The 20,572-nt window shown below is 36.1% G+C and carries 18 protein-coding genes and 1 tRNA gene; 10 read left to right on the top strand and 9 right to left on the bottom strand.

The annotated features are described in order from the left end of the window. Window positions 1-44 precede the first annotated feature (44 nt). From A9G10_RS11715 to A9G10_RS11680, 8 genes are all read left to right on the top strand, one after another. Window positions 45-1,019, top strand: a complete 975-nt coding sequence (locus tag A9G10_RS11715) for a siderophore ABC transporter substrate-binding protein (RefSeq protein ID WP_143426010.1) — start codon at window positions 45-47, stop codon at window positions 1,017-1,019. Window positions 1,020-1,025: 6 nt separating this feature from the next. Next, entirely contained in the window at window positions 1,026-1,985 is a 960-nt protein-coding gene (locus A9G10_RS11710; protein ID WP_065559689.1) for an ABC transporter permease, read from the top strand. After that, a complete protein-coding gene (locus A9G10_RS11705) occupies window positions 1,975-2,946 on the top strand; it encodes an iron chelate uptake ABC transporter family permease subunit (RefSeq protein WP_065559688.1) in 972 nt (323 codons plus the stop codon). The genes A9G10_RS11710 and A9G10_RS11705 overlap by 11 nt, the downstream gene beginning before the upstream one ends. Then, the gene (locus A9G10_RS11700; RefSeq protein WP_065559687.1) at window positions 2,943-3,698 is read left to right on the top strand and encodes an iron ABC transporter ATP-binding protein; all 756 of its coding nucleotides are present in this window, start codon (window positions 2,943-2,945) and stop codon (window positions 3,696-3,698) included. The genes A9G10_RS11705 and A9G10_RS11700 overlap by 4 nt, the downstream gene beginning before the upstream one ends. A 128-nt stretch (window positions 3,699-3,826) precedes the next feature. After that, entirely contained in the window at window positions 3,827-4,855 is a 1,029-nt protein-coding gene (gene cra / locus A9G10_RS11695; RefSeq protein WP_065559686.1) for a catabolite repressor/activator, read from the top strand. 389 nt (window positions 4,856-5,244) lie between these two features. Further along, window positions 5,245-6,447 carry a fused PTS fructose transporter subunit IIA/HPr protein gene (gene fruB, locus A9G10_RS11690; protein WP_065559685.1) on the top strand — a complete coding sequence of 401 codons (1,203 nt, stop codon included), beginning with the start codon at window positions 5,245-5,247 and terminating at the stop codon, window positions 6,445-6,447. Next, the gene (fruK, locus tag A9G10_RS11685) at window positions 6,447-7,382 is read left to right on the top strand and encodes a 1-phosphofructokinase (protein ID WP_065559684.1); all 936 of its coding nucleotides are present in this window, start codon (window positions 6,447-6,449) and stop codon (window positions 7,380-7,382) included. The genes fruB and fruK overlap by 1 nt, the downstream gene beginning before the upstream one ends. Before the next feature lie 8 nt (window positions 7,383-7,390). Then, on the top strand, window positions 7,391-9,124 hold the full coding sequence (locus A9G10_RS11680) for a fructose-specific PTS transporter subunit EIIC (protein ID WP_065559683.1): 1,734 nt from the start codon (window positions 7,391-7,393) through the stop codon (window positions 9,122-9,124). A 51-nt stretch (window positions 9,125-9,175) separates the two neighbouring features. On the opposite strand, the gene A9G10_RS11675 is transcribed toward A9G10_RS11680, so the two are convergent. Continuing rightward, a complete protein-coding gene (locus tag A9G10_RS11675) occupies window positions 9,176-9,751 on the bottom strand; it encodes a TIGR00730 family Rossman fold protein (protein ID WP_065559682.1) in 576 nt (191 codons plus the stop codon). A gap of 148 nt (window positions 9,752-9,899) precedes the next feature. On the opposite strand from A9G10_RS11675, the gene A9G10_RS11670 reads away from it, so the two are divergent. Then, window positions 9,900-9,975: transfer RNA gene (locus A9G10_RS11670), tRNA-Asn, on the top strand. Window positions 9,976-10,287: 312 nt separating this feature from the next. Here the strand turns inward: A9G10_RS11670 and A9G10_RS11665 are convergent. The 3 genes from A9G10_RS11665 to A9G10_RS11655 form a co-directional block, all read right to left on the bottom strand. Continuing rightward, window positions 10,288-11,670 (bottom strand): MATE family efflux transporter, encoded by a 1,383-nt coding sequence (locus tag A9G10_RS11665; RefSeq protein ID WP_065559681.1) that lies wholly within the window; start codon window positions 11,668-11,670, stop codon window positions 10,288-10,290. Between the two features lie 208 nt (window positions 11,671-11,878). Continuing rightward, on the bottom strand, window positions 11,879-12,889 hold the full coding sequence (locus tag A9G10_RS11660) for a serine hydrolase domain-containing protein (RefSeq protein WP_065559680.1): 1,011 nt from the start codon (window positions 12,887-12,889) through the stop codon (window positions 11,879-11,881). Between the two features lie 17 nt (window positions 12,890-12,906). Next, window positions 12,907-15,339: an excinuclease ABC subunit UvrA gene (locus A9G10_RS11655; protein WP_065559679.1), complete on the bottom strand. Its 2,433-nt coding sequence runs from the start codon at window positions 15,337-15,339 to the stop codon at window positions 12,907-12,909. Window positions 15,340-15,663: 324 nt separating this feature from the next. Here A9G10_RS11655 and A9G10_RS11650 point away from each other — a divergent pair, with 324 nt between their 5' ends. Beyond that, complete coding sequence (locus A9G10_RS11650) at window positions 15,664-16,404, top strand: carbonic anhydrase (protein WP_065559678.1); 741 nt, start codon at window positions 15,664-15,666, stop codon at window positions 16,402-16,404. A gap of 270 nt (window positions 16,405-16,674) precedes the next feature. Here A9G10_RS11650 and A9G10_RS11645 read toward each other — a convergent pair whose 3' ends face one another. Genes A9G10_RS11645 through A9G10_RS11625 form a run of 5 tightly spaced genes read right to left on the bottom strand, consistent with a single transcriptional unit; the run spans window position 16,675 to window position 20,482 of the window. Next, on the bottom strand, window positions 16,675-17,511 hold the full coding sequence (locus A9G10_RS11645; RefSeq protein WP_065559677.1) for a transporter substrate-binding domain-containing protein: 837 nt from the start codon (window positions 17,509-17,511) through the stop codon (window positions 16,675-16,677). A gap of 42 nt (window positions 17,512-17,553) precedes the next feature. Beyond that, window positions 17,554-17,979 (bottom strand): GNAT family N-acetyltransferase, encoded by a 426-nt coding sequence (locus A9G10_RS11640; RefSeq protein WP_065559676.1) that lies wholly within the window; start codon window positions 17,977-17,979, stop codon window positions 17,554-17,556. Window positions 17,980-17,997: 18 nt separating this feature from the next. Next, entirely contained in the window at window positions 17,998-18,756 is a 759-nt protein-coding gene (locus A9G10_RS11635; RefSeq protein ID WP_065559675.1) for an amino acid ABC transporter ATP-binding protein, read from the bottom strand. Next, the gene (locus tag A9G10_RS11630; protein ID WP_065559674.1) at window positions 18,753-19,493 is read right to left on the bottom strand and encodes an amino acid ABC transporter permease; all 741 of its coding nucleotides are present in this window, start codon (window positions 19,491-19,493) and stop codon (window positions 18,753-18,755) included. The genes A9G10_RS11635 and A9G10_RS11630 overlap by 4 nt, the downstream gene beginning before the upstream one ends. A 17-nt stretch (window positions 19,494-19,510) precedes the next feature. After that, complete coding sequence (locus A9G10_RS11625; RefSeq protein WP_065559673.1) at window positions 19,511-20,482, bottom strand: glutathione S-transferase family protein; 972 nt, start codon at window positions 20,480-20,482, stop codon at window positions 19,511-19,513. Window positions 20,483-20,572 lie beyond the last annotated feature (90 nt).

Below are 20,572 nucleotides of genomic sequence, written 5' to 3'. Positions count from 1 at the left end.
TTATATTTGTGTTATTTTTATCTAAACAATAATTAGGAGTTCATATGTATTCATTTATCAAAGTTAAAATTACAGTGCTGTTTGCTGTATTGCTGTTAGTTGTTGGGTGTGATAATAATAAGAATAACCAAGAACCAGATTATTCCGATATTAAGAAAGATGCTCTGGTAATTAAACACGCTCAAGGCGAAGCACTTTTTGAGTCTATTCCCAAAAAAGTAGCTGTTTTTAACATTGCAACTCTTGATATTATTGATGCATTGAATATTCCAGTCTCAGCTGTGCCACAATCAAATGTTCATTTACCTGATTTCTTATCTAAATATAGTGATAAGTCCTATACTAATATTGGGACTTTGTTTGAGCCAAATTACGAAGTACTTAGCTCTATCAACCCTGACTTAATTATAGCCGGTGGACGAGCAACTGATGCCTATCCAAAGTTGAAAGAATTAGCAAAAACAATCTCCTTAGATATTGATTCCAATAACTTCCTAGCAAGTTTAACGGAGCGAACTCGTCAATTAGGTTGGATTTTTGGAAAAGAGAAAGAAGCATCTAAATTGATTGAAGACTTTAATCAAAAAATAGACCAACTAAAACCAAAAACCAGTACAGCCGGTTCAGCATTAGTGATTATGATTAATGGTGGGAAAATGTCTGCATATGGCCCTAAATCTCGTTTTGGATTTGTTTTTGATGTGTTAGGTTTTCAGCCAGCAACCTCTTTCCAAGAAGCAGGTCGTCATGGTAATAGTGTTACTTCTGAATTCATTTTAAGTACTAATCCCGAATGGATATTTGTGTTAGATAGAGATAATGCCATTGGTAATAAAGAAGCCCAATCAGCACAACAAGTGTTAAATAATGAATTAATTCAAAAAACGGCAGCATGGCAGCATAATCATATTGTTTATCTTGATTCAACATCGATGTATATCGCAGGCGGGATTCAAACGTATAGTCGTTTAATGGATCAAATAGCAGAAGCACTACAAGAATCATCGACTAATCAATAAAAAAACATGAAGTTGTCGTTATATTTTATTGCAGGCATCATTATTTTATTAATTTTGACTGCAATAAGTTTGTTTATTGGTGCAGGGCATGTCAATTTACATGAACTTTTCACCAATACAAATATGCAGCAGATCTTTTTTGTCAGTCGTTTGCCAAGAACGTTAGCGCTATTGTTAGCGGGTAGTGCAATGAGTGTCGCTGGCTTAGTGATGCAGTTATTAACACAAAACCGCTTTGTGGAGCCTACCCTTGTTGGCACTACCCAATCAGCCAGTCTTGGTTTACTCATCATGATGGTATTCGCGCCAGAACAAAGTGTCATGATCAAAATGGTGGTTGCAAGTTTATTTGCGATGATGGGTACGATTCTTTTTATGATAATATCCCATAAAATTGTTCTCAAATCAGCACTAATGGTTCCACTTATTGGTATTATGCTAGGCGCGATAATCAGTGCTGTAACCACATTTTTTGCCATGTATTATGATCTATTGCAATCGCTTTATGGATGGCAGTCAGGTGATTTTTCTGGAATTTTGCAAGGTCGTTATGAACTATTGTGGCTAGTTTGTGGTTTGACATTGGTAGCATGCTGGAGCGCAGATCAGTTTACGGTCGTGGGTTTAGGTCGAGATTTTTCGGTTAATGTGGGACTTAATTATCGTCGAGTCATGATAATTGGACTAATTGTCATAGCATTGATTGGCGGTATTGTTGTGGTGGTGGTTGGCGTATTACCGTTTTTAGGATTAATCGTCCCCAACATTGTCAGCTTGTTATTCGGGGATAATGTACGTAAAACGATTCCTTGGGTTTGCCTATTTGGTGGGGGATTGGTATTAATTTGCGATATTATTGGACGTTTAATTCGCTATCCATTTGAAATCCCTGTCAGTGTTATTCTTGGTATTGTCGGTGCTGTAATCTTTTTAATATTATTAAGTCGAAAAAAACATGTTAGTTAGTTCAAAACACTATCTTTCCAGTCAAAAAAGAGTTTGGCTATTATTGAGTATAGCACTTCTTTGTATCATTTTTTTTATGACCTTTAATCTTAAAGGGAATATTAAGTATATTTTGATTCATCGTATGTGGATAGTGTTGACGATGATATTAGTTGCTTTTTCGGCTGCAACATCCACACTCCTTTTTCAAACCGTGACCCATAATCGCATATTAACGCCGTCGATAATGGGGTTTGAATCTTTATTTGTCTTAATTCAAACAATTGTCATTTTCTTTATCGATGTTCAAGGTATTCCTTACATCGGTATTATGGGCAAATTTATCGTTGAATCGCTTTTACTGATCTTATTTTCTCTATTGTTATATAAAGGTTTATTGACTAAATTGAAGCAAAATCTTCATTTAGTATTATTAATTGGGATTATTTTGGGCACACTTTTCCGCAGTTTTGCAAACTTATTACAACGGTTAATGACACCAACTGAATTTGCTGTTTTGCAAAGTCGAATTTTTGCTACGTTTACTCGGGCTGATCCCATTTTAATTATTTTTTCATTCATTATTGCAATATGTATCGGACTATTTTTATGGAGAATGCGTTTTCAATTTGATGTTTTGGCTTTAGGACGTGATAACGCTATTAATCTTGGCGTTAATTATCATCAAAGCGTGACCATTATTTTACTTTTAGTCTCAATATTAGTTGCAATTTCAACCGCATTGGTGGGGCCGTTTACCTTCTTTGGTCTACTGATAGCAAATTTAGCTTATAGCATAAGTCGCTCAAGCCAACATCGATTTTTACTTCCCACGGCTTTTTTACTTGGCGTGATTTTTCTGGTGGGTGGTCAAATGTTTTTAGAGCATGTTTTGAATATGGTTGGCGCCATTACGGTCGTCATAGAGTTTATTGGTGGTTGTTTGTTTATCTTCTTATTATTGAAAAAGGTACCGATGTGATACAAATTGATAAGATTAATAAAAAATATCAAACCCTTTCGGTTTTAAAAAATGTTACCGCCACTATTCCACAAGGAGGAGTTACGGCAATCATTGGACCTAATGGCGCTGGAAAATCAACTTTACTTTCGATTATAAGTCGACTTTTGAACGCTGATGAAGGAAACGTTAAAATTCAAGACATGGATGTGTTTAAAACGCCGAGTGATAAATTAGCTACTCATCTTTCGGTATTAAGACAAGAAAATCGTTTTACCAGTAGACTTACCGTATTTGAACTGGTCGGATTCGGGCGTTATCCTCATACAAAAGGGCGTTTAAATACTGATGATTATCAGCATATTCATCGAGCATTGGATTTTTTAAATTTAACTGAGTTTAAAGATCGTTTTTTAGATGAGTTATCTGGCGGACAGCGACAACGAGCATATGTCGCGATGGTGCTTTGTCAAGATACTGAATATGTATTACTTGATGAACCGTTAAATAATTTGGATATGAAGCATGCAGTTTCGATGATGAAACAGTTACGACGTGCTGCGAATGAACTTGGTAAAACCATTGTTATTGTTATTCACGATATCAATTTTGCATCAGTCTATTCGGACTATATTTTAGCGATGAAAAATGGGGAACTGGTCTATCAAGGAACTCCAACACAGATTATGAATTCAGCTATTTTAGAAGATATTTTTGATACGCCGGTTAGCATTGAAACCATCCAAGGACAACATATCGCTGTATATTATTAATGTAGATTGTTGTATGTTATTTAAGCCTAAAATATTGCAAATAATAAATAAGTTAAAGCAAATTAATATTTGCTAATTCCTTCTTTCCATGCTAAAAAAAAGACACGCCATTTGCCGAGATAACAGTGATGAAGTTAGAGGAAATTGCACTTTTAGCTGGTGTGTCAAGAACGACTGCAAGCTACGTAATAAACGGAAAAGCGAAAAAATATCGAGTAAGTGATCAAACTATTGCTAAAGTGATGGCAATTGTTAAAAAGCACAAATATCAGCCTAATGCTGTTGCTGCAGGACTTCGAGCAGGTAAAACAAGAACTATTGGTATTATTATCCCTGATTTAGAAAACAGTAGTTATACCCGCATTGCCAGTTATTTAGAGCAACTTGTCAGAAAAGAAGGATACCAACTACTTTTATCCTGTTCTGACGATAATCCAGAAATTGAAAAAGAATGCATTGCACATTTAAAACAAAGAAGGGTGGACGCTTTAATTCTTTCGTCGTCTTTTGTTACGGATTCAGACTATGCGTTTTACGATGATTGGGAAAATTTTAAGATTCCACTATTTGCACTAGATAGAACATTATCGAATAAAAAATTTAGAAATATTGTTGGTGCAGATAAACAAGATGCGAAAGTACTTGCCCAAACATTTAACCATTTTGTTCAAGGCAAAGTCATTTATATTGGTGCTCTACCTAATTTATCGGTAAGTCAGCATCGTCTTGAAGGTTTTAAAGCAGTCACATTAAAAAATTGCCATACTATTGATTTTTTATATGCTAATAATTATAGCCGACAAGATGCTGATACCGCTTTTAGTCATTGGTTGTGCAACCATGAATTACCAAATGGTATTTTTGCAACTTCATTTTCACTTCTTCAAGGTACAATTGATGCCATATTAAGAAAATTTGGTCATTTACCTGAATCATTAACTATTGCAACGTTTGGCGATAATGAATTACTCGATTTTTTGCCCTGTAAAGTGATTTCACTCTCCCAAGATCATAAAGAAATAGTGGAGCGGACTATCACATTACTCCAAAATTGTTTGAATCAGCAAAGTTATCAATCAGGTACTACTATGATCCCAAGACAATTAATTTACCGTGGCAGTTTAAGTCGTCAACCCATGAGTAAATACGAAAAATAAAAAAAATCGGAAGCTTGTCACTGCATAGGTTGTTGCATGATGTATTATTAAAAAAGCTATAATGTTATTGCTTGGATATGTTTAACGTTTTATGAAGGCTGAAATACATGATTTAGAAATTAATGAAAAATACATTACACTAAAGGTAGCAAAATGATGTAACTAAATAACAAAAAATGTCTAAAATCTATTTTGCATTTATAATAAATAAATTAAGATCAAAAAATTAGATCTCGATCACATATTTGTTATTGATAGATATAATTTATTGGATAAATAATTTTAATTTATTCATTATTGCTGAAACGATTCAATAAAAATCATTAAATGGATTTATAGATGAGTCATTTTAGTCGACCCAATATTTTTAACCCAGAGGTATTTATTCTATGTTTCATTTAGTTAAAGAAGATATACATTTAAATGAACACGCTGCTAATAAAACAGAAGCGATAAAAAAAGTAGCGGCAGCATTAACTAGTGCCGGTTTTGTCGATGAAGGATATGTAAATGGAATGCTTGAACGTGAAGCGCAAGCTGCCACTTATCTGGGGATTGGCCTTGCTATTCCACATGGCACTACCACCACTCGTCATTTAGTTAAAAAGACGGGTGTTCAAGTTTTTTGTTTTCCTGAAGGTGTTGAATGGGGTGATGATGGTGAAAAAGCTTATGTCGCTATTGGTATCGCCGCTAGTTCTGACGAGCATTTAGAGTTACTTCGTCAATTGACGCATGTTTTAGGTGCTGACGGTGTTGAGGAACGAATCAAAAATATTAAAACAGCAGATGAAGCGCTTGCTATTTTAACCGGAAAAACAGAACAAGAAGACAGCCAATTTTCAATGAATGAATCATCACTTTTATTGGATATCAATGCTGATAGTTTAGCTACTTTACAAGCGTTAAATGCATCACGTTTAAAACAACAAAATGCTGTAAATACGGCTTTTATCACTCATGTGCTGGATAATAAACCAACTTATCTAGGAAGTGGGATTTGGTTGAACGATAGCAAAGAAGGCAATCTAAAAAATGCGATTGTGATTAGTCGTACAATAAGCAACGTAAATGAAGCTAATAAACCGGTAAAATTACTTATCACGATGTCGGTTGTTGATAATTCGATGTCTGAAGTTATTGATCGTATTGCACGTTTAGCATTTTATGAAAAATTAGATTTGATGTTATCAGCAAGCACGGATAAATTAATCAATTTACTGATGACAGATGACCTGCCTTCAACTATCGATAATTCTCAAACAGAACAAGCTAACCAATCCGAGCCATTAACATCGGATTCAAGTGATGCTTTAAGTCGTGAATTTATCGTGCCTAACGTAAATGGTTTACATACTCGTCCATCTTCAGTATTAGTTAAATTGGTTAAAGAGTTTAATAGCAAAGTAACCGTTGCGAATCTTGATGGAAAAGGGGAGCCAGTTAGTGCTACCAGCTTAATGAAAATCGTTGCACTTGGAGCCAAAAAAGGCAGTCGATTAAAATTTACTGCGGTCGGTGATGATGCTGAGCAAGCACTTGATGCAATTGGTAAAGCAATTGAAAGCGGACTTGGTGAGGGAACAGAATAATGACTTATCGTGTTGCAACAATCACCTTAAATCCTGCTTATGATTTATTAGGATTTTGTCCAAAAGTCGAGTTGGGTGATGTGAATTTAGTTCAAACGAATGCTTTACTTGCCGCAGGCAAAGGGATTAATGTTGCTAAAGTATTGTCTGATCTTGATATAGAATTAACTGTTGGTGGTTTTTTAGGTCAAGAAAACCGAGATGGTTTCAATCTATTATTTAATTCATTAAATGTAGTTGACAAATTCCAGACTGTAGAAGGTCGCACACGAATTAATGTCAAATTGACTGAAGAAAATAGCGAAGTGACGGATCTAAACTTTTCAGGCTTTACAATTACTGAGCAAGATTGGCAACGTTTTGTGACAAGTTCTCTTGAATGGTTAAAAGATATCGATATGGTCGCGATAAGTGGCAGTTTACCTGCCGGTGTATCACTTGATAAATTTACACAATGGATGGAACAAGTTAAACAGATCTGTCCAAAAGTGGTGTTTGATAGTAGCCGAGATGCGTTAGTCGCCGGATTGAAAGCTAAGCCATGGTTAATCAAACCGAATGATAAAGAACTTGAAATGTGGGTCGGACGTAAATTAACGACATTAGATGAAATTAAAACAGCAGCGTTAGAATTAGTAAAAGGTGGCGTTGAAAATGTTGTGATTTCACTAGGAAGTAAAGGCGCTTTGTGGGTGACTCAACATGAAGCATGGTTGGCTAAACCACCAAAATGTCAAGTAGTGAGTACAGTCGGTGCTGGTGACTCAATGGTTGCTGGAATCATGTATGGATTAATAACAAATCAATCGATTAAAGATACCCTGGTATTTGCATCAAGTGTTGCTGCTTTGTCTGTTGGACAAGCGGGTGTCGGTATTTCGGATCGCCAAGCTGTAACTGATATGCTAGGCAAAATTGAAATAAATGCTGGTTAGGAGTTAGCATGAATATTTATATTATTGAAGGTAGTAATACAGGTCCTGTAAATGGACGTTTAGCCGGAGCGGAACTCGCATTGGCTGCCAATTCGTTGAATTTTAACGTAACCGATAATTCAGATTCTGCTGATGTGATTATTGCTATCGGGACTGGTGAAATTAGTGATAAATCTGTCATTGGTAAAAAAGTTTATGTGGTAGAAGATATTAATGCGTTATTTGCCAACCCAAAACAAATTCTAACAGAAGCACAAAGTAAAGCAGTTGTTTTTGAACAATCAGCTCAACGTGTTTCAGCTCCTACCTCTAATACGTCTGTAAAACGTATTGTTGCAGTAACAGCGTGTCCAACTGGAGTGGCGCATACTTTTATGGCTGCCGAAGCGATTGAAGAAGAAGCCAAAAAACGTGGTTGGTGGTGTAAAGTTGAAACGCGTGGATCAGTCGGGGTTGGTAATGAACTTACGCCAGAAGAAGTCGCCTCAGCAGACATTGTTATTGCCGCTTGTGATATCGATGTGGATTTAAGTAAATTTGCGGGTAAAAAATTATATCGAACTAAAACCGGCCCAGCGCTCAAAAAGACTGCACAAGAGTTTGATAAAGCGTTCGAAGAGGCAACGGTTTATCAACCTTCATCAACTTCAGCATCGGCTAGTACTGGGAACAAGAAGAAAGGTCTTTATCAGCATCTTTTAACTGGTATATCTTATATGCTACCTATGGTAGTAGCTGGAGGGTTGATTAAAGCACTTGCATTTGCTTTGGGTTCGACTGAAGTTGTTGATGGTGTACAAAAATTAGTTGGAGAAACGCATTTAATGGGTATCGGTGATTTAGCATTTTCGCTTATGGTGCCATTACTTGCAGGTTATATTTCCTATTCGATTGCTGATAGACCCGGATTGGCTCCGGGTCTTGTTGGTGGTTTTCTTGCCAATTCACCAATTGTAGGTGGTGGTTTTCTTGCCATTTCAACTGGTGCAGGGTTTTTAGGTGGTATTATTATTGGTTATTTTGCGGGTTATGTAACATTAGCGGTCACTAAATATTTACCATTACCAAAAAGTATGGAGGCATTAAAGCCAATACTAATTATTCCTTTTATTGTAACTTTAGTTACAGGTCTTGTCATGCTATTTGTCGTTGGTACACCAATCGCATGGTTAATGAATGTTGTTACTTTATGGTTAAACACAATAAATGGTGCTAATGCAGTTATGTTAGGTGCATTATTAGGTGGTATGATGTGTACTGATATGGGCGGACCAATTAATAAAGTTGCTTATGCTTTTGGTACGGGATTAATTTCTGCACATGTTTATGCACCAATGGCTGCTGTGATGGCGGGTGGTATGGTGCCTCCATTGGCAATGGGTATTGCAACGCTAATCGCTCGCAGAAAATTTGCTAAAGCAGAACAAGAAAGTGGTAAAGTTTCGTTAGTATTGGGTTTATGTTTTATCTCTGAAGGGGCAATTCCTTTCGCTGCGCGTGATCCGTTACGTGTTATCCCTTGTTGTATTATTGGTGGTGCAATCACTGGTGGTATGGCATTAGCATTTGGTTCAACATTAATGACCCCACATGGCGGATTATTTGCATTAGCAATTCCTGGTGTAGTTAATCCTGTTGGGGGATATCTATTATCAATCGTTGTAGGTTCTGTCATTGCAGGTGTTGCTTACGCATTGATCAAAAAGCCTGAATCAAAAACAACGCAAACAGCTATCGCATAATAATATGCAACTAAAAACGCCATCATCAGATGGCGTTTTTCTTATATTCACTTATTTTTTTACCCAGCGTTGTAAATCTTTCGGAACGAAATCGTCCATTTGTTTCAGCACAAATTCGGTGTTATCACTAACAATTAATGTGTTATAAAAATTTTCCCGAATAAACCCTTCTTGCACAGCATGCTTTAAAAAACTCAACATAGGTTGCCAAAAGTTTGCAATATCAAATAATGCCACCGGTTTTTCATGATAACCAATTTGCATACCAGTCCAAACCTCAAAAACCTCTTCTAATGTGCCGGTACCGCCTGGCATAGCGATAAAACCGTCAGCTAGTTCTGCAAGCCTTGCTTTACGTTGATGCATATTGTCGACAACTTCCAATCGGGTAATGCCATGGTGAGCAGTTTCGGCTTTAACTAAACGTTCAGGGATGATACCAATAACTTCACCGCCATGAGCTAAAACAGCATTAGCAATAATACCCATCAGCCCTTTATTACCTCCGCCATAAATTAATCGCCGATTTTGTTTTGCTATAATTTTACCAAGTAGCTCGGCAGCTGTTCGATATTCCAAACGATTGCCTTCACTGGCACCACAAAATACACAAATATTTTTTTTCATAAATCATACTCTAGCTATTCTTACCGTAGCCTTTTATTTTAACATAGTCGATGTATTATTTGTTTACTCACTGAGCAGTTAGTTTTATTTCGTGTTTTAACGATTGACATAATCGTTATAGATCGTTAATATTCTGACCGTCGAGTGTTCCTCCATAGTTCAGTCGGTAGAACGGCGGACTGTTAATCCGTATGTCACTGGTTCAAGTCCAGTTGGAGGAGCCAACTTTACATTTCATCTCGTATCTATACGTCTCTATTTGATTATAAATCAGTATTTTATATTTTTTTTAGTATACCGCTTATCCATATACATTTATCAATTTTTCTATCAATTTACTATTTTTTCGGGTTTAAATGCGGGTCAGCAAAAATGCTCTTTTTTTCCAAAAGGAAAAGAATTCTATGCCAAAAATAATTAAACGATTAGCTGATAATCAAATCAAAAAATAGTCGAGCAAATAATGAAAACTTGTATCTAAAAGACAAAAGTTAAATCGTTGAAATAGCACTTTATTCAATATATAGCATAGTGACTTATTCCAAAATTGATTTGAATTTTAATGATTTCAGACTTTTCTTCACCCATAAAAATGACCATAAACATGAAAGTAGGTTTCCGAGTGCCATAGAGATAAAAATGCCATTCATTCCCATTTTTTGAACAAAGACTAAATATAGTCCTATAGAAAAAATAATGATCATTCTAATATAAAGGATAATTACCGCAGGTAGGGGTTTTCCTGTCGCTTGAAAGAATGATCCGATTATCCACGATATTGCCATAAAGCAAAATGTAAATGATACGATTAGCACTTGTTTTCTGGCAAGAACAATCACTTCTGGTATTGAAGTAAATATTGAAAATAACCAAGGAGAAAGTAATACATACACTGCTGCAATGATGCTACATAGTATCATTATTGCTCTTAAGCCTAGATTAAAAGCTTCTTTAATCCGATCAAGTTGATTACGTCCATAATTTTGCGAAATAAAGACCGTCATTGCACCAGCAATAGCAATCATCGGAATAACTAAAATCTGATCTATTCTCCCAACCAATGTCCATGCATTCATTGCATTTTCATCAAAGGTATTGGTGATCATTTTGTTATATGCAACGATAATGATATAAGTTGAGGCTGTCATTAAAAACTGAGGCAATCCAATCCGTATTATTTCTCTGGCAATTTTTCCGTTAAAGTGAGCAAAGTTAAATGTTAACGGAATTCTTGATTTTCCCTTGTGTATAAAGCGGATTAAATAGGTAAAAGCCATAAATAACGATATTGTTGTGGCTAAACCTGCACCAGCCACCCCCATATCGAGTACAAATATCAATATCGGATCAAGTATGATATTGAGCGTTACCATAATCATAAATGATATTGCAGTAACATATGTCAGGCCTTCGCCAATAAGAATACCGCCATAAATCTGTAATAATATTATGAACAGTAAACCTGGGGCTAATGAATATAAAAACTGTAGGCTATAGACTGTTGCTTCAAGGCTTAATTTATCACCTGATAATAAATTAATAATTTGTGGGCCAAAAGCATAACACATAATCATAAATGGCACGGTTAGCAGTAAAGCTATGACGACACCTGTAACCCCCAGATTTTGATAATGATTAAATCGTTTTTCGCCGATCAATCGCCCAGTTGTGGTACTGAGTCCAACGGCTAAACCTGAGGCGATAGCTTCAAAGACAAAAAATAGTGGAAATAAAAGACCGGTTCCCGCCAACGGGGCTGAAGAAGTAGGATTGATCAATGAAATAAAATAGGTATTGATTATTAAGTAAGCATAATTTAATAAGTGACCAATAAGAATGGGAATTCCTATTTTTATAATTATTGGCATGATTGGACCTTCAAACATGCCTTTTTGCAATTTTTCTTGAAAATTTGACATAGATTTCTCTTTAAGTTTATTTTTTAAATAGTGATGTTATTTTTCTCTAGCGCAAAAAAGCGTCTAATCGACATGTTATCGAGAGCAAAATATCCATTATATTTTTCACTTTATAGCGCCTGCCCGAATAGCACCTAATCCAACCTAAAACCTTCTTGCCTTTTGGTGGAATGAATTGCAGAAACAAAATTTTGTTAACGACTTAAAATTAACTGTCTGTAATTGATGGAATAATATAATCCGCCATGAGTTCCCACCTGTCGATTATCATTTTGTCGACTTTCGATACGATTGCCACTATCAGATCCTTTTCGGGAACACAATAGAGATAAGTTCCGCCTATACCTGCCGCAAGAAAAGTGTTAATACCCTTATCTTCTCTAAGCCACCACATATAGCCACAATCTTCCGTATGCTGTTTTAGCGATTCAGTTATCCAGTTTTCTGAAATGATCGGCTTATCATTGCATTGGCCTTTATTCAAATACAAATATCCCAAACGAAGCATATCCCGCAGAGTTAAAGACAGTCCCCAGCCTCCAGTATTGATATTTTGAGGATCTTTTATCCAACTAGTAATATTTTCACCATAGACATCTTCTTTAGAAAAGGATTTCATCTGTTGGTCATCGATCTCTTTCACCCCTAAATGACTGAATAATGATTTATTGGCAAATTCTCGGGTTGATAGTCCAGTACTCAGCGTAATAATCGCTGAAAGAAGGTGGGCATTAGACATATTGAATTGAAACTCCCCAAGCTGGCCTTTTTGTCCCAACATTTCAAGCATAAACATCGTCCAATTCTTTTGCCTTCTCAATCTATCTAATGGCTCACTCTTTTTCCAAGAATAGGGTGCAGTCATGGTAAGTAAGTGTTTGATTGTCAGATGTCGCTTTAACATATCACTGGCTTTGGATTCCGCTTCTGGAAAGAAATCCAGTATTGGTTGATCGACGCTTTTTATATATCCTTTATCAATGGCTATTCCCACTAAAGCGGAAGTCACGCTTTGTGTTACTGAAGTTAGATGATGAGTATTTTCAGCATGGTAACCTTTGAAATATTTTTCAAACACAATGCCGCCTTTTCGCAAAATAGCGATTCCTTTAATAATGCCTAATTGAAAATTCAAGGCGATATCCAGCTCTCTCAATTTATCTGGATTCATATTCACCGATTCTGCATCAATGGTTTCTAATTCTTTTACATTAGCCATAATCAAGTATCCACTTTTCAAGTCGTAGGAGTTAAGTATTTTCCGATTAATGATTTTGGATTTTTAATCAAGTCTTTAGGCGTTCCTTCGGCAATAATTTCACCGCCTTTTAATCCTCCTTCAGGACCAAGCTCCACAATCCAATCACACGATTCAAGAACTTCATGATTATGTTCAACAATAATCACAGAGTTTCCGCTTTTGATTAATTCATCCAACAGTTTTATCAGCTGAGCTGTATCATAAAGGCTTAAACCGGTAGTGGGTTCATCCATGATATACAAGATATTACCTTTTCGTTGCTGTCCTAATTCCTTCGCGAGTTTTAGTCTTTGGGTTTCCCCTCCGCTCATTGTTGAAGTGGGTTGCCCAAGCTTTATATATCCCATACCAATCTGTTCCATTATTTGTAACGGACGAACGATGAAATCATTATCACTAAATAGGGCTATCGCTTCAGAAATCTGCATATCAAGAATTTCTGAAATATTTTTCCCTTTATACGTGACAGTTAAAGCTTCGTTGTTATATCTTTTACCTTTACATTTTTCGCATGTCGCGTACATCTTTAAACTACCTTCAGGAAAAATAGTTTTACGTCCACTACCATTACACTCTTGGCAAGCGCCCTCGGAATTGAAGGAAAAGTGTCCCGCCGTTAAATTTAACCGTTTTGCTTCGGGTTGTTCTGCAAATAATCTTCGTATCTTGTCCCATATTTTGGTAAAAGTGACAGGATTCGAATTTATATTTCTTCCTATTGGTGCCTGCGATACTTCAGCAAAGCCAGAAATATTTTCTGCGCCATCAAGCCTTTCGGCTATTGTTTCGATTAATAGTGATTCTTCTTCAAGATCTACTTCTTCTCCATTGGTTTTGTTCTTATTGGCGTCTAAGCGAAAATAGCTTTTTAACAGGGGTGTTAGCGTGCTCGATATCAAGGAGCTTTTTCCACTTCCGGAAACGCCCGAAACCCCAATAAGAACGCCTAATGGAAATGCGATTGAAATATCTTTTAAATTGTTGGTTTTGGCGTGTCGAATGACTAAACGAGGAATATCAGAATCATCGATATTTTGTTTTAACATCCTTATCGGCATTTTTGCCTTGCCGGAAAGATATTGTCCTGTCAATGATTTATCGCATTTTAACAGACCAGCATAATCACCTTCATAAATCACTTCTCCGCCTTCAATCCCCGCTTTGGGACCAATATCAATAATATGTTCAGCTATTTCTATCGTACTTCTGTCATGTTCCACGACAATAACCGTGTTACCTAAATCTTTAAGCGCTTTTATAGATTGTAAAAGTTCAAGTTTTTCTGATTCATGTAGTCCAACTGTGGGTTCATCAAGAATATAGATAAGTGACTCAAGTTTCGATTCCAAATGCGAGTTAAGGAAGAGTCGTTGTATTTCTCCGCCACTTAGTGAGGACATTTCTCTATAAAGTGATAAATGCCCTAAACGAGAAGCGATTAATGATTTTGTCTTGTTCAAAATATCTTTAAGAAGATTTTTCCCAAATTGCGTTATTTCGTTTAGTTCTAATGCCGATTCAAAAAACGTTTTAGCCTCGTCTAAAGTCATTTTGCCGACTTGACCAATATGTTTATCATTAATTAATATGTTGCGAGCTTCTTCACCAATGCGATATCCGTGACATTCTGAGCAAAGGGTTATTTCGTATAGACCATTTAAATATTCGCCTCTTTTGTGTTTAGCTTGCAAAATTCTTGATAAGCAGAAGCTTTGATTTGCACTGTTATTGCTGACATAATGCCCGTTAACCACGTCTTCTTTTATTTCATCCGGTATTTCTAAATAGGGCTGATCCATATAGTCTTTAAAATGTCTTTCTAAGACGCGAAGTATACCGGGGGTTACCCCGATAAAATTAAATAACTCTCGAACGGTGGGATTTTTATTTGCAACAAGCTTTTCCATATTAACGTGATAATATGCGCCTCTGCCAGCGCATTTCATGCACATTCCGTTAGGGTTATTATAGGAAAAATAGCCTAATTCAAGGCGCTCTTCCTCATGTCCACACTTAGCGCAGACCTTATCTTGTCCAATAGTTTCGTTGCACGCTGAACATTTAACCTGCCCTTCACTTGAATACAACAGGGCGAGAAGGTTGAATATGTTTGTTTTTGAACCGACTGTTGATCTTGGGTTATTTTGACGTACAACGCTTTGCTTAACTGCAATTGTCGGGCCGATACCCTCTATGCTTGCGAATTTTCTCTCATTTTCAAGTCCCGGAAAGATTCCTAATGATTGAAGATACCCTTTACGTCCTTCTTCAAACACAATATCAAACATCAGACTAGATTTTCCTGAACCACTTATACCGGTGGCAACGGTTAATTTGTTTTTGGGAATAGTAATATCAACATTTTTAAGATTGTGAATCCGAGCTCCTGTTATTTTTATACTTTTCATCTAATCACACCTTGTTTTTTTAATTAAGAAATTTCAACTAATTTATTTATCGTTAAGATCAAACTACTGAGGAATATAGAGCATTATTTTTTATTAGTGAAATGAAATATCTATATTTTTTAAAATTTATTGACAAAATTTCAATTTTGTGATTGTGGTGGTGTTTTACCGATATTGTTTATTTTAGAATACAACTCAAATTTTTTTTAAGAGAACTTAATGAGGTTTTTTGAGAGAATTTTTTAATTAACCAATTTTAGATAGTCAGACTAGTTTAATAAGTCTATAATTTCGCCACAAATCACATTATTAAATTGAGAAATTATGAAATTGAACATAAGGATTGCTGCTTTAATTGCAACATTTAGCTTCCCCTGTTTTGCAAATGAACATGCCGTTCATTGGGGATATGATGGTCAAGAAAAGCCTGAAAATTGGGGAAAGCTTTCACCGGAATATTCAACTTGTGAAAATGGCAAGAATCAATCGCCAATCAATATTGAACATGCACTTAAAACAAATCATCCTGAGCTGAGTCTTATTTTCAAGCCTGCTAAGCAAGAAATGGTTAATAATGGGCATACTATCCAAATCAATGTATCGGGTGAAAATAGTTTAACGTTAGATGATGAACTTTTTACATTACAGCAATTTCATTTTCATACGCCTAGCGAAAATGAAATTAACGGCAAGCATTATCCGATGGAAGCACATTTTGTTTATAAAAATCAGAATGGTGATTTAGCGGTAATGGCGTTAATGTTTAAAGAAGGCAAAACCAATTTAGAATTAGAAAAAGCTTGGCATCAAATGCCAACTGTAGTGAATAAAAGCATGATATTAGATAACGCTATTGATATAAAAGCGTTATTACCCAAGGTATTGGATTATTACCGTTTTAGTGGTTCACTGACTACGCCACCTTGTACAGAAGGGGTGAGGTGGATTGTGTTAGAACACGAAAGTTATGTATCAAAAGCACAAATCGAAAAATTTCACTCAATTATGCAACATGATAATAACCGCCCAATTCAACCGTTGAATGGACGAATCATTGTCGATTAATTAATTTGGCTCTGGGATCATCTGTCTAAGAGCCATTAACTATCAATAAGAAATATTTTTTAGTCTTACATTTCATAGCTTAAAGATACTCGTAAAAGTAAAGACTTTGATAACATTTGAGTATAAATTTATACTAAGTCTTCTCCGTGATACTCAGCATCTTAAAGCGTTGTGAATAAGTGCTTTAAGCATCTATTTTATCATTGGTAGGCAATGCTATTTAACCCAACGCTTTGCTATAATCCAAGCGGTTATTTTAATCATGGTACTTCACTGTTTGGGTGAATAATCAGCACCGAAATAATGAATACTAATTTCTGATAATTCTCCATTATTGATGATTTTTTGTATACCTTGATTAATATCTTTCGTTAATTGTTCGCCTTTCTTTCCTTTGCTGATCAGTAAGTAACTATAGGGAGAAGCAATACGTTCAGCATCTTCGTTGCTTAAATCGATACTTTTTAGTTTTAAGTTATGTTCGCTGATATATTGCGACAGCATGACTTTATCAATTAACTGGAAATCATATTGTCCTGTTTCAACATGCTGTAACACTGGTAGTAAGTCTGCTTCACTGTAAATGATGTTGACGGGGTTATCGGGATGTTGTTCATTATATAACTCTAACGCTGTAGCATAATTAAGCCCCGGAGAAACTTCAGTCGATTTGCCTTTTAAATCACTAAAACGGTTAATACTGTCATTATTTTCAGCTACTGCTATTACATATTGGTTCATGAAAATTGGCGAAGAATAAAAATATTTTTCTTTCCGTTTTTCATTCATCGCATAATTATTGGCACCGACTTGATAACGCTGAGAGTCAAGTCCTGCTAAAACCGAAGGAAACTCGGTAACTTCAAAGTTGATTTCATATTGTGGTAATTGGGCAAATACCGCTTTGACCACCTCAATATCGTAGCCAATTAATTCTCCTTTATCATTTACCGTCGTAAAAGGGCTCGGTGCGCCAGAGGTAGCAATAGTAATTTTTTCTTTTTGGGGTGTTGGTGAGTTTTCTTTGGCGTTATCACAGCCAGATAACAAAACAGTTAAAGTTAGTATGCTTAGCGCTGAAATAAAATAATTTGTGCGGATATTCATAATGCTACTCTCCTTTTTTTACGGAATAAAGCTAAAACAGTTTTAGATAAAACCCATATTTTTCATTTCGGTTCGATGATCGACCTGATAACGAGCCATTCCCGTTTTCATTAAATCGAACCCCAAATTTTTATAAAATTCGATGGTTTGGGGATGAGTATAAAGAATGATATTGCAGTGTTTGACCTGTTCTACCAGTTTTTCCACAATTAACCGTCCAAATTGCTGACCATGTAAATGGTTTGCCAGCGCAATGTTATAAATGGCTGCCTGACAAATACCATCTGATAATGTGCGCCCCACACCCACAACTCGTTTTTTTTCCAGTAAAAAAACGACACTATAACTCTGTTTAAAAACTTGTTCTTGAGTTTTCGCATCAAGCGAACTGAGTCCATAAAAGGCAAGTAAGTCAGCGACATCTTGCCAGTTAATATTTTGACAATGTTGTTGTAAAACAATACTCATTACGACCTCTTTTAATCATTAGATTTCATACTCCATTTGCATGGTATTGTAATAGCGTGCTAAAAAATCACGGGTTCTTTGCTGAGTTGGATTGGTAAAAACTTGTTTGGGTGTGCCGTCTTCTATTATTTGCCCTTTATCCAAGAAAAAGACTCGAGTTGCGATTTCGTGTACAAAACTCATTTCGTGAGAGACAAGGAGCATAGTTATACCTGATTTTGCTGCTAATTTTATCGTAGCTAAAACTTCACCGACTAATTCAGGATCTAAGGCGGAAGTGGGTTCATCAAGTAATAATACTTTCGGATCCATCGCTAACGCTCTGGCGATAGCAACGCGTTGTTGTTGTCCTCCCGATAGCTGTTTGGGGTAATGATAGATTCGTTCACCCAGTCCAACTTCAACTAATTTGTCATAAGCTATTTGTTGTGCTTTATCTTTAGGGTATTTTTTTACAACAACTAATCCTTCCATCACATTTTCTAATGCATTTTTTTGTTGGAATAAATTAAATTGTTGGAATACCATTGCAGTTTGTTGGCGAAATCTAACTAATTGCGATCGCTTTACACGGCTGACATCCAACTCAATATCATTAATGCTAATTTTACCGAATTGCGGTCTTTCTAATAAATTTAAGCATCGTAGTAGTGTTGATTTGCCTGCTCCTGACGCACCGATAATTGCCACAATATCATGAGGTTTAATGTGAAAATTAAGATTATTCAGTATTGAATTATCTTGAAAAGATAAAGTTAAATTTTGCACATTTATCATAATAGCTTCCCTCGGCGATAACTTGGTGTATTCACCGTATCAGATATCGTAAGGCGCTTTTCCAAATATCTGACGATCAATTCAATAATGATGGTTAATGCCCAGTAGATAAGTGCTAATGAAATATAGACTTCAAAATAGCGATAACTATGTCCAGCTAAGGTTTTACCTCTGCCCGTCATTTCAGTTACAGAACAAACGAAGGCGAGGGAGGTGCCCTTAAGTAAGCCTATTAGTGCGTTACCAAGATTAGGTAAGGCGACAATAAAGGCTTCCGGAATGATGATTCGACGTAATAACTGGCCATAGGTCATCCCAAGGGACTGTGCTGCTTCAATTTGTCCTTTATTTACCGATTGTAGTGCGGCACGGATTGTTTCTGAATTATATGCCGCTTCATTAAAGGAAAACGCAATCAAAACAAATAGCATTGGTGGAACACTGTTAATATTCAAGTCGGTGTGATAATAATAATTGATATACCGTAAGATAATAGGAATACCATAGAAGCTTAAATAGAGTTGCACTATCAATGGCGTTCCTCTAATAAATGAAACAAATATCATCGCCATCTGAGAAAGAACAGGTATCTTATTCATTTTAATGATAGCGATGATGAGTCCTAACATGACCCCCAGTAACATTGAAAAAAAGGTAATAAATAATGTGACCGGCAAATAAGCAAGTAATGTCGGAATTTGGCTGAAAATCAATCCAATATCTACTATATTTGGCATTCGTATTATCCCAATAATTAGTGACTTTTACTAAACCGTTTATCTCGATTATGTGGAGTATGCCAATTGCTAACATCAGGGCCTAAAGGCAAAATATCATAAGGATTATGCGAATTATTACTCAAAAAATAGCCCTTTTTTATTGCTTCAAAATCGGTGGTTTCACCAAAAGCTGGGATTTGATACAGATCTCTGGCATAAGCCCATAAATTAGGGTAATCAATAATTCGATTACGGTTAGTTTTGAATGCAGAATAATAGGCAACATCAAAGCGGGCTAATGTGACATACAGACGAATATCGGAATCAGTAATATTATCACCAAATAGATAGCGTGATTTGTCTAAACGTTGTTCCAGTTTATCTAATTGATTGAATACAAGATGATAAGCTTCTTCGTAAGCCTTTTGTGAGCGTGCAAATCCTGCCTTATAAACGCCATTATTTACTTCATGAAAAATCACATGGTTAAGTTCATCAATCTCCTTACGTAAATGTTGAGGATAAAGATCAGGTGCACCTGATTTATGAAAGGGTTTAAAAACGGTTTCCCAATAATAGGTTAAATTAAAATAGTCATTGTTAACCACTTTGCCAGTTTTCACATCCACTATGGTTGGTACGGTTGCTCGACCATGGTAATTGGGATCTGTTGAGGCATAAATTTCGGGTAAGTAGCGAATACCGAGCACGGGATCAACACCCTTAGGATCAAGTGAAAACTCCCAACCATGGCTGGTACGAACAGGTGATACTTTACCTACACTAATCACATGCTCTAATCCCAATAACTTAATCGCAATCATCTGGCGGTGTGCCCAAGGACAAATTGCCGCCCAAATTAAACGATAACGACCCGATTCAACCGGCAGCATGCCAGGCTCGTTGCCAAAGGGAGTATCAAATCGATTAGATTGACGAACAAAAGCGCCATCTTGGTTAATTTCATTATTTTCGTTAGTGACTACCTTTCCTATTGCTATAGACATATGCTTACTCCTCTTATCTGATACGGCAGAATCAATCATGTTTCATGATTGGATGAATTCAATCTAGCATCAAATATTTAGGGGATAAAA

Origin of the sequence: Gilliamella sp. wkB308 (genome assembly GCF_001690185.1) — a bacterium.
Classification (GTDB): domain Bacteria; phylum Pseudomonadota; class Gammaproteobacteria; order Enterobacterales; family Orbaceae; genus Gilliamella; species Gilliamella apicola_I.
Note: the sequence above shows the minus strand (reverse complement) of the source record. Positions and strands in the feature narration are given on the sequence as shown.

What these genes read in the sequence shown, in the direction of transcription:
- A9G10_RS11665 (WP_065559681.1), bottom strand. Translation starts at nt 11,670, where the DNA reads ATGTCAAATTTTCAAGAAAAATTGCAAAAAGGCATGTTTGAAGGTCCA.
- A9G10_RS11715 (WP_143426010.1), top strand. Translation starts at nt 45, where the DNA reads ATGTATTCATTTATCAAAGTTAAAATTACAGTGCTGTTTGCTGTATTG.
- A9G10_RS11675 (WP_065559682.1), bottom strand. Translation starts at nt 9,751, where the DNA reads ATGAAAAAAAATATTTGTGTATTTTGTGGTGCCAGTGAAGGCAATCGT.
- A9G10_RS11655 (WP_065559679.1), bottom strand. Translation starts at nt 15,339, where the DNA reads ATGAAAAGTATAAAAATAACAGGAGCTCGGATTCACAATCTTAAAAAT.
- A9G10_RS11640 (WP_065559676.1), bottom strand. Translation starts at nt 17,979, where the DNA reads ATGAGTATTGTTTTACAACAACATTGTCAAAATATTAACTGGCAAGAT.
- cra (WP_065559686.1), top strand. Translation starts at nt 3,827, where the DNA reads ATGAAGTTAGAGGAAATTGCACTTTTAGCTGGTGTGTCAAGAACGACT.
- A9G10_RS11680 (WP_065559683.1), top strand. Translation starts at nt 7,391, where the DNA reads ATGAATATTTATATTATTGAAGGTAGTAATACAGGTCCTGTAAATGGA.
- A9G10_RS11635 (WP_065559675.1), bottom strand. Translation starts at nt 18,756, where the DNA reads ATGATAAATGTGCAAAATTTAACTTTATCTTTTCAAGATAATTCAATA.
- A9G10_RS11710 (WP_065559689.1), top strand. Translation starts at nt 1,026, where the DNA reads ATGAAGTTGTCGTTATATTTTATTGCAGGCATCATTATTTTATTAATT.
- A9G10_RS11660 (WP_065559680.1), bottom strand. Translation starts at nt 12,889, where the DNA reads ATGGCTAATGTAAAAGAATTAGAAACCATTGATGCAGAATCGGTGAAT.
- A9G10_RS11705 (WP_065559688.1), top strand. Translation starts at nt 1,975, where the DNA reads ATGTTAGTTAGTTCAAAACACTATCTTTCCAGTCAAAAAAGAGTTTGG.
- fruK (WP_065559684.1), top strand. Translation starts at nt 6,447, where the DNA reads ATGACTTATCGTGTTGCAACAATCACCTTAAATCCTGCTTATGATTTA.
- A9G10_RS11630 (WP_065559674.1), bottom strand. Translation starts at nt 19,493, where the DNA reads ATGCCAAATATAGTAGATATTGGATTGATTTTCAGCCAAATTCCGACA.
- fruB (WP_065559685.1), top strand. Translation starts at nt 5,245, where the DNA reads ATGTTTCATTTAGTTAAAGAAGATATACATTTAAATGAACACGCTGCT.
- A9G10_RS11645 (WP_065559677.1), bottom strand. Translation starts at nt 17,511, where the DNA reads ATGAATATCCGCACAAATTATTTTATTTCAGCGCTAAGCATACTAACT.
- A9G10_RS11625 (WP_065559673.1), bottom strand. Translation starts at nt 20,482, where the DNA reads ATGTCTATAGCAATAGGAAAGGTAGTCACTAACGAAAATAATGAAATT.
- A9G10_RS11650 (WP_065559678.1), top strand. Translation starts at nt 15,664, where the DNA reads ATGAAATTGAACATAAGGATTGCTGCTTTAATTGCAACATTTAGCTTC.